Below are 12,000 nucleotides of genomic sequence, written 5' to 3'. Positions count from 1 at the left end.
CCCCGGGTGTGCGCGTTCGCGCAGTCGACCGACAATGGGGATGTGACGTCGACGTCGTTGACTGTCCCGACCGCCGTGCTCGAGCGGGCACGGCAGGCCGCCGCCGCCTACGAGACGTTCACCGGCGTCGAGGTCGACGCCGCCGAAGTGATCGGCGGGCGGGCCGCTCTCCTGGGTCTGTCACCGAACGGGCGGGTCTCGGCGGGCGGTGCGACGCGCCTCATGTCAAGCCGCGACGGGTGGTGTGCGCTCACGCTGTCCCGCCCCGACGATATCGACGCCGTACCCGCGCTGCTTGGTGCCGACGGGGTGGACGACCCATGGCCGGCCGTAGAGCGCTGGGTCGCCGATCGCGACTGCGCCGACGTGACCGAGCGTGCCCGGCTGCTCGGACTGCCGGTCGCCGCGCTCGCCGAGACACCCGCCGAGCTGGCGCGGGTGTATCCATTCGGCGCGGCCACCGCGACGCGCGGCCCGGCCGACCTGTTGGTCGCGGACCTGTCCGCGATGTGGGCGGGCCCATTGTGTGCACAGCTGCTGTCGCATGCGGGCGCGACCGTGGTGAAAGTCGAGAGTGCGGCGCGACCCGATGGCGCCCGCAGCGGACCGCAATCGTTCTTCGACTGGATGAACGCCGGAAAGCTCTCGTACGTCGTCGATTTCGACGAGCCCACCAGCTTGCGGGCGCTGCTCGCCGCCGCCGATGTGGTGATCGAGTCGTCGCGGCCCGCCGCATTGGCCCGCCGAGGCCTTGCGCCGACGGATGTGCTGCCGCGCGACGGCCGGGTGTGGCTTCGGGTCACTGGGCACGGCACCGACGGCGACCGCGCGAACTGGGTCGCATTCGGCGACGACGCGGCCGTATCGGGCGGGCTGGTCTGCGGTGGCACCGACGATCCGATTTTCTGTGGTGATGCGATCGCCGACCCGCTGACCGGCCTGGAGGCGGCATCGGCAGTGGTGCAGTCGTTGCGCAGCGGCGGCGGTGAGTTGATCGAGATGTCGATGGCCGCCGTGGCCGCCACGTATGCGCAGTTGCCGCTAGAGGACCAAACGGGTTGTGGGGCAATGCCGCAAGTGTCTGCGTCGGCGGGGCCGCTCGGCGCGGACAACGATGAAGTCGAACAGCTGATCACGCAGCGACGGTTCGCCCCTTGCTGATTCAGCGGGCAACGCTGCTCGACGGCACCGTCGTCGATATCCGGGTCGCGGAACAGATCACGGCCGTCGAGCAGACCTTGGCGCCGCTTCCCGGCGAGCATGTTCACGACGCCGCCTGGCGCACCGTCATTCCGGGCCTGCACGATCATCACGTGCATTTGCGGTCCGCCGCCGCGGCGTTGACGTCGGTGCGGGTCGGTCCGGCCGAGGTGCGCGACCGGGCTGAGCTCGCCCGTGCGCTGGCCGCCGCGGATGTGGGCGCCGACGGCTGGATCCGAGCGGTGGGTTATCACGAGGCGGCCGCCGGCCGGCTCGACCGCGCGGTGCTCGACGAGCTGTCCCCGCCGGTGCCGGTGCGGGTACAGCATCGCAGCGGCGTGCTGTGGACGTTGAACTCGATGGGTCTGGCGCACGTGGGAATGGCCGACCATCCCGACGGGCGGCTGCGCAGCGCCGACCGGTCGTGGTCGGATGCGTTGCAACGCTACGAAGGCGGGCTGGCCGAGGTAAGTAGTCGGCTCAGTCGTTTCGGCGTCACGGGGGTCACGGACGCCACGCCTGACCTCGACGTCGGGGACATCGTGAAGCTCATGGAGGCGCATCGGCACGGCGAGTTGCGCCAACGCGTGCAATGTCTGGCCCCCGGCAAACGTATCTTGCACGACACCGATCTCGACCTCGACGAACTGATCGAGTGGATCAACGAACGGCACGCCGACGAAGCGCCCGTCGCGGTGCACTGCGTGACCGCTGCGCAACTGGCCCTCACGCTGGCCGCCCTGCAGGTGACCGGAGCGCATCCGAACGACCGCATCGAACACGCCGCCGTGGTCCCCGACGCCACCATCGCGACTCTGGCCGAAAGCGGAGTGACCGTTGTGACGCAGCCGAATTTCGTCGCCGAGCGTGGGGACCAATACCTCGAAGACGTGCCGGCCGCGGAGCATCACGAGCTGTGGCGGGTCGACTCACTGGTCCGCGCCGGGATCCCGGTCGCGCTGTCGACCGACATGCCGTTCGGCGATGACGACCCGTGGGCAGCGATGCGTGCCGCGGTTCGACGCGTGACCGTCGGGGGCGCGGTGTTGAACGCAGGCGAACGCATCACGGCGCGAACGGCATTGGACATGTTTCTCGGGCACGCGCACCGGCCTACCGAGCCCCGCGCCGTCGCGGCGGGCCAGCCAGGGGATCTGGTCGTACTCGCCGCGTCACCCGATGAAGTCCTCGGCGAACTGAATGCCGAACTGGTCGCTGCGACGGTGGTCGCGGGTGAGGTGGTGTTCGAGCGCGGCTGACTCAGGCCGCCGCGGGAGCCAACGCCCGCTGCAGCATCGCGCACTGGCTGTCGAAGAACTGTTGCGACACCGAAGCTTTCGGCAAAATACCGTCGAACCCGTGGAAGGCGCCCTCGACGACCTCGACGTCGCAGGGCACACCGGCGGCCTTGAGACGTTCGGCGTAGGCGAGGTCCTCGTCGTGAAAGAGGTCCAGGTCTCCGACCCCCACCCACGCCGGCGGCAGGCCGGCCAGGTCCTCCCGCCGAGCGGGCACCGCGACAGCGGGGTCGGCGTCGCCGAGATAGGCCGTCCAGCCGAACTTGTTGCTCGACTGGTTCCAGAGGCGATGGCCCGGATTGTCCAATCCGCGGCGGTGCACGGTGCGGTCGTCGAGCATCGGATACACCAGCAGTTGGGCAGCCGGCGCCACCTCGCCGCGATCGCGGGCGAGCAACGCCAGCGAGGCCGCCAATCCGCCGCCCGCGCTGGCGCCGCCGATTGCGATGCGGTCGGGATCGACCGACGGCAGAGCCGCCAACCAGGTCAGCGCCGAATAACAGTCCTCGAGCGGCGTCGGGTAAGCGTGCTCGGGGGCCAGTCGGTAATCGACGGACGCGACGGTGACTCCGAGACGGCGTGCGAAACGGCGGCACAGCTGGTCGTCCTGGCCCGGATGTCCGATGAGGAAGCCTCCGCCGTGGATCCACAGCAGCGCGGGGCCCGTCAGGCTCCCGCCGGTCGGCCGGTACAGCCGAACGCCGACACCCGACGGCAAGGTCAGTTGCTCGACGTCGCGGGGTACCCGCTGCCACATCCGCCGGGTGACCATCCGGACGATCGGCAGCGTTACGGGCGTGATCACCTGCTTGGGGACGAGACGGGCTGCGCGACGCAGATCGGGATGGAAGCGGCTGGACGGCATTCACAAGTATTACCAGGGCCACACCGCGCCGGGTCGGTGATTCGGCGGGCCGTTCCACTACCTGTTATTTGCACAATCTGATATGTAAAAATCTGTCATCGAGCTGAAACCAAGGAGACGTCATGCGGGTTGTGGTGGACCGTGACCGATGCGAGGGCAACGCGATGTGCGTGAAATACGCGCCCGACGTGTTCGAGCTCGACGATGACGACTACGCCGTGGTGACCAGCGATCCGGTGCCGGTCGACCTGGAGGCGCAGGCCGAGAAGGCCGTCGCCGAGTGCCCGCGCGCGGCGCTGTCGCGAGAGGACTAGGAACTTTCGGGCCGGCACCCAAGGACTATCGTATTATTACAAGTCTGAGTTGTATAAACACGTGGACGCGACGGGAGCGATGATGGCGCTACGGCATGACGACGTGCTGGCGGCACTGCGGGACGCGGGTGCGCCCCTGAGCGTCGTCGAAGTGGCGCAGCGGTTGTCGATCCATCCCAACACCGCGCGATTTCATCTCGAAGCGCTGGTCAACCGCGGACGCGTCGAAGCGATCAAACCCAGCCGTACCAAACCGGGCCGCCCGCCTCGGATGTTCCGCGCCGCAACGGGTATGGACCCCGACGGCCCCCGCGACTACCGAATGCTGGCGGCGGTTCTGGCCGACGCGTTCGCGCGCCAGCGAGACCCGCAGGGCCGGGCCGTCGCCGCCGGGCGCGCTTGGGCGAAGAACACAGCCGTCGCGCACGACGCCCACGATGTACCGGAGCCGGACCAGGCTCTGGAACGGCTCACCGGGCTGCTCGCCGATCTCGGGTTCGCGCCCGAAAGGCGCTCCGGTTCTGCCGGTCTCGGCGAAATCGGGCTGCGGAACTGCCCGTTCCTGGAGCTGGCGGACAGCCGCCGAGACGTAATATGCCCGGTGCATCTCGGTCTCATGCAAGGCGCGCTGGAGGCCTGGGACGCGCCGCTCACCGTGGACGCGCTGGTTCCGTTCGCGGAACCCGGGCTGTGTGTCGCTGATCTCGCGCCGAGGAGGCAAGCTTCATGACCGTCGCACACGCGATCGCAACGGCGGCCACCTTCGTCTGGCTGGGCATGGTGGTCGCGATCTCGTTCATCGAAGCGCCGCTGAAGTTCCGGGCGCCCGGGGTTTCCATACAGATCGGGCTGGGCATCGGCCGGTTGGTGTTTCGCGCGCTCAACACAATCGAAATCGCGCTGTCCGTCATCCTGCTGATCGCCATCGTGGTCGACGGGTTCTCGACGACCGCCGTCGTCGCGATCGGCGTCGCCATCGTCGTGTTGGCCGTCCAATTGGTGGCGGTTCGGCCGGCACTGAACCGGCGTTCCGACGCCGTACTGTCCACGCCACCGGCCGCGAACCCGTCGGGCCGGGGCCGGTCACGCGCCCACTACGGCTATGTCGGGCTGGAGACGGTGAAAGTCATCGCGCTGATCGTCGGCGGAGTTGCCCTGCTGGCCTGACTATTTCAGCAGCGGGTCACGCGGCAGGCCCAGAATTCGCTCCGCGATGGTGTTGCGGGTGATCTCCGAAGTGCCGCCCGCGATGGTCATCGCCCGGTTGCCGAGATAGGACTGCGTCAATGTCGGGGTCTGCCCGACGACCGCCGCCGAACCGGCCAATTCCATGGCCAGCTCCGTCATCCGCTGACCGGACTCGGCCAGCAGCAGCTTGGTGACGTTGCCCTCCGGGCCCGGATCCGATCCTGCGATAGCGCGGGTCACCCGGCGCAGGTTCAGCAGCCGCAGCGTGTGTGTTTCGGCGATGACCTCACCGGCTCGCCGCACGAAATACGCCGCGGATTCGGCCGGCGCGTTGTCGAGCAGCTTGACCAGGTCCTCTGCGGTGAAGCCGGTCGCCCCGCCCGAACCGCCGCCGATCGAGATGCGTTCGTTGCCCAACGTCGCGCGGGCCACCAGCCAGCCTTTGTTCACGTCGCCGACCACGTCGGCGTCCGGGACGAAGACGTCATCGAAGAACACCTCGTTGAAGTGCGCGTGACCGGTCAGGCCGCGAAGCGGATTCACCGTGACACCAGGGGCTTTCATGTCGATCGCCATCATCGTCACGCCCGCATGCTTGGGCGCATCGGGATCGGTGCGGACCGTCGCCAGCCCCCACTGGCACAGGTGCGCCAGGCTGGTCCACACCTTCTGGCCGGTCACCCGCCAGCCGCCGTCGACCTTCTTCGCCGATGTCCGCACGGCGGCGGCGTCCGACCCGGCACCCGGCTCGGAGAACAGCTGGCACCACATCACCTGGCCCCGCAGCACCGGTTCCACCCACCGCTCCCGCTGATCGTCGGTTCCTGCCTGTGCGATGGTCAGTGTCACCCAGCCGGTGATCCCCATGTCGGGCCGGTCAACTCCGGCGAACTCTTCCTCGATGACGAGCTGTTCGAGCACGTCGGCCGCGCGGCCCCACGGCTTCGGCCAGTGCGGCACAAGATAGCCCGAGTCGACGAGGAAATCGCGCTGCTGGTCGGCGGGCAGGGACCGCAGCTTGGCGACGGCCTCGCGTGCCTGCTCGCGGAACTGCTCCGCCTCGGGCGGCGACGTGAACGTGGCGCCGTGGGCCGCACCGCTGCGCTGGGCCTCGACGATGTCGAGGAGCGGGTCGCCCGCCTCGGCCAGCAACGCCGCGAGCGTGCGGGCGCGGCGCAGGTAGAGGTGGGCGTCGTGCTCCCAGGTGAAGCCGATTCCGCCGTGTAGCTGAATGTTGTTCTGCGCGTTGAAGAGCTGCGTACGAATCGCGTGCGATGCGGCGACCGCGGCGGCGAACCACGCGCTGTCGAGATCGTCGGCGCGCGCGGCGTCCCACGTCGCGGCGGCGGTCTCCTCCGCGTTGACGAGCATGTTGGCGGCATGATGCTTGACTGCCTGAAAGGTGCCGATGGTTCGGCCGAACTGCTCTCGCACCTTGGCGTACTCGACAGCCATCTCCAGGGTCGCCCAGCTGACCCCGACCGCCTCGGCGGATGCCAGAATCCGAAACACCGTGCGCGCCTTGCGCGCCGCGCCGCGCAGCACGTGATCTTCTGCGACCGGTACTGCGCGCAACGCCACCGATCCGACGCTGCGCGAGGTGTCCATCGCCTCCAGTGCCGTCACCGTCACACCGTCGGCTGATTCTTTCCGGCTGGTATCGACCACCACGACGTCGTCACCGGCGACCACAACCAGCACCTTCGCGTCCGGCGCACCCAACACCGCGGGGCATTCACCGGAGACGGTCAGATCCGGTCCGACGGCCACGCTGCCCGCCACCGCGAGCGCTCCGACGACGCTGCCATCCGCGAGTCCCGGAAGGTGCTGCGCCCGAACGGAATCCGGCGCACAGCGGTCGATCACCACGGCGGCGGCGACGCTGGGCAGAAACGGGCCCGGGCAGAGCTCGTGCCCCTGGGCCTCCAATACGACCGCCAGCTCCGCGAGGCCGACTCCGGACCCGCCGTGCTCCTCGGCGATGGCCAGCCCAAGCCATCCCAGGTGGGCCGCGGCCGACCAGATCTCCGGCGGATGTGCGGACCCGTCGTCGAGGGTGGCGCGGGCGGCCGCCCGGCTCTTGACCCGGTTGAGCTGGCCGAACACGGAATCGGCCAGGTCGATGTGTTCTTCGGTGATGGCTAGCGCTGACTTACTCACGGTGGAAGTCCTCATCTGCTTGACGGTCGTCGACCAAAGCTAGCCCGAACGCGCAGGTCACGGTATAGGTGATGGCCGTCACAATTTCGATGCGAAATGTCACGCGTAGACACTTCCCGAATGTTGTCGTTTCGGCACCGGGCGCGGGGGTACAGTCGCGCAATGGCCGAACGACCGGAGCCCCGCTACCCAGGACCGACTTTCTGGACGCGTGCGCGGTGGTTGCTCAACGCTGGTCCGTCGGACTACATGATGGCGATGAGTGTCGCTTCGGCGTCGTTGCCCGTCATCGGTAAACACCTTGAGCCGCTTGGCGCCGCGACCGCGATGGGGGTGTGGGGTTACCGCCACCTGCCCGACTTCCTGAACGCGACCGCGAAGTCCTGGTTGAATCCGGGCAGCGCCGAACTCAAGCGGTCCGAGCGCAACAGCACCAACGCCATCGCCGAGGCCGCGCTGCGCGGTGTAATCAACGCCAAGGATCTCGCAATCGACTGGCCCGCACCGCAATCGGTGCCGCCGCTGTGGAACATTCGCGAACACCGCCGCAGCGTGTACCGCACCTCCGTGCAGTACGGTCCGCGGCCGTCACAACTGCTCGATGTGTGGCGGCCCGAGGAACTGCCGTCTGAGCCAGCACCTGTGCTGCTCTTCGTGCCCGGTGGTGCCTGGGTCCACGGCAGCCGACTGCTGCAGGGTTACGCCCTGATGAGCCACCTCGCCCAGCAGGGCTGGGTGTGCCTGTCCATCGACTACCGCGTCGCGCCGCATCACCCGTGGCCGGCGCACATCACCGACGTCAAGACCGCGATCGCGTGGGCACGGGCCAACGTCGACAAGTTCGGCGGCGACCGTCATTTCGTCGCGGTCGCGGGCACCTCGGCGGGCGGGCACCTGGCCGCGCTCGCCGGCCTCACGCCCAACGATCCCGAACTGCAGGCCGAACTGCCGGAGGGCTCCGACACGTCCGTCGACGCGGTCGTTCCCATCTACGGCCGCTACGACTGGGAGGATCGCTCCACCGTCGAGCGGGTGCGGTTCGTCGACTTCCTCGAGCGCGTAGTGGTCAAGCGCAAACTCGCCGACCACCCCGACGTCTTCCGCAAGGCGTCGCCGATCGCCCGAGTCCACCGCAACGCCCCGCCCTTCCTGGTCGTGCACGGCAGCGGCGATAGCGTCATCCCGGTCGCCCAGGCCCGCGCGTTCGTCGAACGGATGCGCGCAGTATCCCGGTCGGTGGTCAGCTACCTCGAGCTGCCGGGCGCGGGTCATGCGTTCGACATGACTGACGGGGCCAGGACCGGCTCGGTGGCGACGGCAATCGGCCTGTTCCTCAACCAGATTCACCGAAACCGGTCGCTGATCGGCGCCAAAGAGGTTATATAGGCACCTCCGGACAGGGGGGTGGCGAAGTGAAGAGGCTCAGCGGCTGGGACGCCGTGCTGCTGTACAGCGAGACGCCGTCCGTACACATGCACACGCTCAAGCTGGCGGTCATCGACCTGTCCGAACTGGGCGGCCGGCAGTTCGGCATCGACGAGTTCCGTCATGTCATCCACGGGCGGCTCTACAAGCTCGACCCGTTCCGCTATGAACTGGTCGACATCCCGTTCAAGTTTCACCACCCGATGTGGCGGGAGAACTGCGAGGTCGACCTCGAGTACCACGTGCGTCCATACCGCGTGGACAGTCCCGGCGGCCGCCGGCAACTCGACGAGGCGGTCGGCCGGATCGCCAGCACACCGCTGGACCGCAGCAGGCCGTTGTGGGAGATGTATTTCATCGAGGGCCTCGCCAACGGCCGGATCGCGGTGCTGGGCAAGATCCACCACGCCCTCGCCGACGGGGTGGCGTCGGCGAATCTGCTGGCCCGCGGCATGGACCTACAGACCGGCCCGCAGGCCGAGCGCGACTCGTACGCCACCGATCCGCCACCGGGACGCGCGGAGCTGGTGCGAACCGCGTTCGCCGACCACATGCGGCAGATCGGCCGGTTGCCCGGCGTCATGCGCTACACGGCGCAGGGCATTCAGCGGGTGCGCAGGAGCGCCAAGAAGTTCTCGCCCGAGCTCACCCGGCCGTTCACGCCCCCGCCGTCGTTCATGAACCACAGGGTCGACGCCCAGCGCAAGTTCGCCACAACCACGCTGGCGCTCGCCGACGTCAAGGAGACGGCGAAGCAGCTGGGCGTCACGATCAACGACATGGTGCTCGCGATCTCCGCCGGCGCGCTTCGCGGACTGTCGCTGAAGTACGACGGACACGCCGATCATCCGCTGTTGGCCTCTGTGCCGGTGAGTTTCGACTTCTCAGCGGATCGCATCTCCGGCAACTGCTTCACCGGCGTCATGATGGTGGTGCCGATCCAGCTCGCTGACCCGCTGGAGCGGGTGCGTGCCGTCCACGAGGCCGCGAGCGACGCCAAGGACACCCACCACCTGATGGGGCCGGAGCTGGTGAGCCGGTGGTCGGCGTACTTTCCGCCCGCGCCGGCCGAGCGGCTGTTCCACTGGCTGGCCGAAAAGGATGGCCAGAACAAGGTGTTGAACCTGCCGATCTCGAATGTGCCCGGTCCGCGTGAGCCCGGCCGCGTCGGCGGCGCGCTGGTCACCGAGATCTACTCCGTCGGTCCACTGACCACCGGCAGCGGGTTGAACATCACGGTGTGGAGCTACGTCGACCAGCTCAACATCTCCGTGCTGTCCGACGGCGCCACGCTGGCTGACCCGCACGAGCTGACCGACGCGATGGTCGAGGCGTTCATCGAGATCCGCCGCGCTGCAGGGCTTTCCGACGAGCTGACGGTGATCGAGTCGGCTATGGCTTGAGCGGCGCTGCAGTAGCCGCGGCGTCGACGGGCTCGCCGGCTCGCGTGTACCTGGCGTGCACCCACGACAGGAACTTCTCGACCGCCTGCGCGGTGTAGTGCGCCCGCGGCGATCCGTAGTAGAAGTCGAACGCGTGCTGTGCGTGCGGGATCTCGGCGTAGGCGACCGTCGACGTCGACACGTTCTGCAGCGCCTCGGCGAACTCGCGGCCCTCCTGCACGGGGATGATCGAGTCGTCCTGGCCGTGCAGCACGAAAAACGGTGGTGCATCAGGACGTAACCGCATGATCGACGAGGCGTCGACGAAGATCTGCTTGTGCTCGGTGATGCGCTTCTTGACCACGAACTTCTGCAGGAACCCGATGAACTCCTTGCGGCCGGAGCCTTTCGCCGATACCCAGTCGTAGCGGCCGTAGAGCGGCACGGCGGCGACGACGGAGGTGTCGGCGTCCTCGAATCCGGGCTGCCACTGTGGATCATCGTGCGTCAGCGCGGCGAGCGAGGACAGGTGCCCGCCTGCCGAGCCGCCGGTGATCGCGACGAAGTCGGGGTCACCGCCGTAGTCGGCGATGTTCTCCTTGATCCACGCGAGCGCCCGCTTGACGTCGACGATGTGGGCGGGCCAGGTGTGCCGCGGGCTGACCCGGTAGTCGATCGAGACACACACCCACCCGCGTTCGGCCATGTGGGCCAGCAACGGATAGGCCTGGGGCCGCCGCATGCCGATGGCCCATGCGCCGCCGGGCACCTGCAGCAGCACCGGGGCCTTGCCGTCGCGGGGCAGGTCGTGGCGGCGCCAGATATCGGCGCGGTTGACGCGGCGGTGTGGGCCGTACTGGATGGTGTTGGCCTTCTCGACGTACCGGCGCCTGATCAGGTCGTGGGGCCAGACGCCGATCTGCGCCCGCCGTCGCCGAGCCGGCTGCGACTTGTTCGCGACGCGCTCGTAGTCCTCGCCCAATGCCTCGCGCAGCGGCTTTTCGAAGTATGGCTGCGACTTGACGTTGCGGTAGTGGATCAGCCCCAACAGCGCCCACGCGATTGCGGTCAGTACCAACGCTATTCGGCCCCGAGCGCCGCGGAAGTCACCGCGCAGGCCGCGGCGCACTGCGTCGAGCATCGAGACCGCCATGTACACCGGCGACATCTCGGTGGTGGCCCAGCCGAAGGCGAACACCGGCAGCGTGATGTAACCCTCGCGGCCGAGCGGTTGAACTCCGTTGGCAGCGTTGGCGAGTTCGGCCGCTGCACGAAGCAGCGGATAGCGGCGTTTAGGCATCGAGGTCCGTCATAGCCCGGGCGACGGCCGGCAAAACATCGGCGACCACCCGCTAGCCCAGCACCGGCAGGCGGCGTTCGGTGGCCAGTTCGTCGAGCGCGCGCTGCATCACGCGGCGCACATGAGCGTCGACCTCGTCGACGTCGGGGTCCTCGCCGAACTCGGCCACGATGTCGATCGGCGGAAGCACCTGCATGACGATCTTCGACGGCAGCGGGATATTGGGCGGAACGACCAGCGACAGCCCGAACGGGAAGCCGAAGGAGATCGGCACGATCTTCGCGCGGGCCAGGCGCGCGATCGGGCCGAGCCGCTTGGCCAGCCAGGTTCCGCGCGAGAGGAAGATCTGCGTCTCCTGCCCGCCGATGCCGACGGTCGGCACGATCGGCACACCGGCGTTCAGCGCGGCCTTCACATAACCGGTGCGCCCGCCGAAGTCGATCACGTTCTCGGAGAATGTCGGGCGGTACACGTCGTAGTCGCCGCCGGGGAACACCACGACCAGTCCGCCCGAGCGCAGCGCCTCGTCGGCGTTGCGGTGATTGGCGCTGATGTAGCCGATCTTGCGGAAGAACTCGCCCGTCGGGCCGACCATCAGCATGTCGTGGCTGAGCGTGTAGAGCGGGCGGTCGTAGCCGTGGTGCGCGTAGAAGTCCGCGGCCAGGATCGGCACATCCATCGGCAGCATGCCGCCGGAGTGGTTGGACACCACGAGCGCCCCGCCCGCCGGCAGGTTCTCCAGGCCGCGCACCTCAGAACGGAAGTAGCGCTTGAGGAATGGCCGCGTGACGCCCATGAAGCGTTCGGTCAGCTTCGGATCCCACTTGGTGAGCTGCGACGGCTCTGTGTCGGTGGCGGCCATCGGATC

The 12,000-nt window shown here is 68.3% G+C and carries 11 protein-coding genes; 7 read left to right on the top strand and 4 right to left on the bottom strand.

What is annotated here, in order from left to right:
- The first annotated feature begins 42 nt into the window (after positions 1–42).
- Together AU185_RS18475 and AU185_RS18470 are read left to right on the top strand one after the other, a co-directional pair.
- Positions 43–1,161 (top strand): CoA transferase, encoded by a 1,119-nt coding sequence (locus AU185_RS18475; RefSeq protein WP_059098777.1) that lies wholly within the window; start codon positions 43–45, stop codon positions 1,159–1,161.
- Positions 1,155–2,459, top strand: coding sequence for an amidohydrolase family protein (locus AU185_RS18470; protein WP_059098776.1), 1,305 nt, complete (start codon positions 1,155–1,157; stop codon positions 2,457–2,459). Before AU185_RS18475 ends, AU185_RS18470 begins: the two co-directional genes overlap by 7 nt.
- Before the next feature lies 1 nt (position 2,460).
- Here the strand turns inward: AU185_RS18470 and AU185_RS18465 are convergent, their stop codons facing one another.
- Positions 2,461–3,363, bottom strand: a complete 903-nt coding sequence (locus AU185_RS18465; RefSeq protein ID WP_059098775.1) for an alpha/beta hydrolase — start codon at positions 3,361–3,363, stop codon at positions 2,461–2,463.
- Between the two features lie 122 nt (positions 3,364–3,485).
- Between AU185_RS18465 and AU185_RS18460 the strand changes: the two genes are divergently transcribed.
- The 3 genes from AU185_RS18460 to AU185_RS18450 all read left to right on the top strand — a co-directional run bounded on the left by AU185_RS18460 (position 3,486) and on the right by AU185_RS18450 (position 4,844).
- A complete protein-coding gene (locus AU185_RS18460; protein WP_059098774.1) occupies positions 3,486–3,677 on the top strand; it encodes a ferredoxin in 192 nt (63 codons plus the stop codon).
- An 82-nt stretch (positions 3,678–3,759) separates the two neighbouring features.
- The gene (locus AU185_RS18455) at positions 3,760–4,407 is read left to right on the top strand and encodes a helix-turn-helix transcriptional regulator (RefSeq protein WP_059098815.1); all 648 of its coding nucleotides are present in this window, start codon (positions 3,760–3,762) and stop codon (positions 4,405–4,407) included.
- Complete coding sequence (locus AU185_RS18450; RefSeq protein ID WP_059098773.1) at positions 4,404–4,844, top strand: hypothetical protein; 441 nt, start codon at positions 4,404–4,406, stop codon at positions 4,842–4,844. Before AU185_RS18455 ends, AU185_RS18450 begins: the two co-directional genes overlap by 4 nt.
- On the opposite strand, the gene AU185_RS18445 is transcribed toward AU185_RS18450, so the two are convergent.
- Complete coding sequence (locus AU185_RS18445) at positions 4,845–7,025, bottom strand: acyl-CoA dehydrogenase family protein (RefSeq protein WP_059098772.1); 2,181 nt, start codon at positions 7,023–7,025, stop codon at positions 4,845–4,847.
- 162 nt (positions 7,026–7,187) lie between these two features.
- Here AU185_RS18445 and AU185_RS18440 point away from each other — a divergent pair, with 162 nt between their 5' ends.
- The gene (locus AU185_RS18440) at positions 7,188–8,411 is read left to right on the top strand and encodes an alpha/beta hydrolase (protein WP_059098771.1); all 1,224 of its coding nucleotides are present in this window, start codon (positions 7,188–7,190) and stop codon (positions 8,409–8,411) included.
- A gap of 26 nt (positions 8,412–8,437) precedes the next feature.
- Complete coding sequence (locus tag AU185_RS18435; RefSeq protein WP_059098770.1) at positions 8,438–9,853, top strand: WS/DGAT/MGAT family O-acyltransferase; 1,416 nt, start codon at positions 8,438–8,440, stop codon at positions 9,851–9,853.
- On the opposite strand, the gene AU185_RS18430 is transcribed toward AU185_RS18435, so the two are convergent.
- Together AU185_RS18430 and AU185_RS18425 are read right to left on the bottom strand one after the other, a co-directional pair.
- Complete coding sequence (locus AU185_RS18430; RefSeq protein WP_059098769.1) at positions 9,843–11,132, bottom strand: alpha/beta hydrolase; 1,290 nt, start codon at positions 11,130–11,132, stop codon at positions 9,843–9,845. The two genes, AU185_RS18435 and AU185_RS18430, sit on opposite strands and share 11 nt — an antisense overlap.
- 52 nt (positions 11,133–11,184) lie before the next feature.
- On the bottom strand, positions 11,185–11,994 hold the full coding sequence (locus AU185_RS18425; RefSeq protein WP_059098768.1) for a lysophospholipid acyltransferase family protein: 810 nt from the start codon (positions 11,992–11,994) through the stop codon (positions 11,185–11,187).
- Positions 11,995–12,000 lie beyond the last annotated feature (6 nt).

It is taken from the genome of Mycobacterium sp. GA-0227b, from assembly GCF_001499855.1.
Lineage (GTDB): Bacteria > Actinomycetota > Actinomycetes > Mycobacteriales > Mycobacteriaceae > Mycobacterium.
This window is presented reverse-complemented; position numbering and strand designations above follow the sequence as displayed.

Excerpts from the sequence above, each read along its gene's own strand:
- AU185_RS18460 (WP_059098774.1), top strand. The coding sequence starts at position 3,486 with ATGCGGGTTGTGGTGGACCGTGACCGATGCGAGGGCAACGCGATGTGC.
- AU185_RS18430 (WP_059098769.1), bottom strand. The coding sequence starts at position 11,132 with ATGCCTAAACGCCGCTATCCGCTGCTTCGTGCAGCGGCCGAACTCGCC.
- AU185_RS18450 (WP_059098773.1), top strand. The coding sequence starts at position 4,404 with ATGACCGTCGCACACGCGATCGCAACGGCGGCCACCTTCGTCTGGCTG.
- AU185_RS18465 (WP_059098775.1), bottom strand. The coding sequence starts at position 3,363 with ATGCCGTCCAGCCGCTTCCATCCCGATCTGCGTCGCGCAGCCCGTCTC.
- AU185_RS18425 (WP_059098768.1), bottom strand. The coding sequence starts at position 11,994 with ATGGCCGCCACCGACACAGAGCCGTCGCAGCTCACCAAGTGGGATCCG.
- AU185_RS18440 (WP_059098771.1), top strand. The coding sequence starts at position 7,188 with ATGGCCGAACGACCGGAGCCCCGCTACCCAGGACCGACTTTCTGGACG.
- AU185_RS18455 (WP_059098815.1), top strand. The coding sequence starts at position 3,760 with ATGGCGCTACGGCATGACGACGTGCTGGCGGCACTGCGGGACGCGGGT.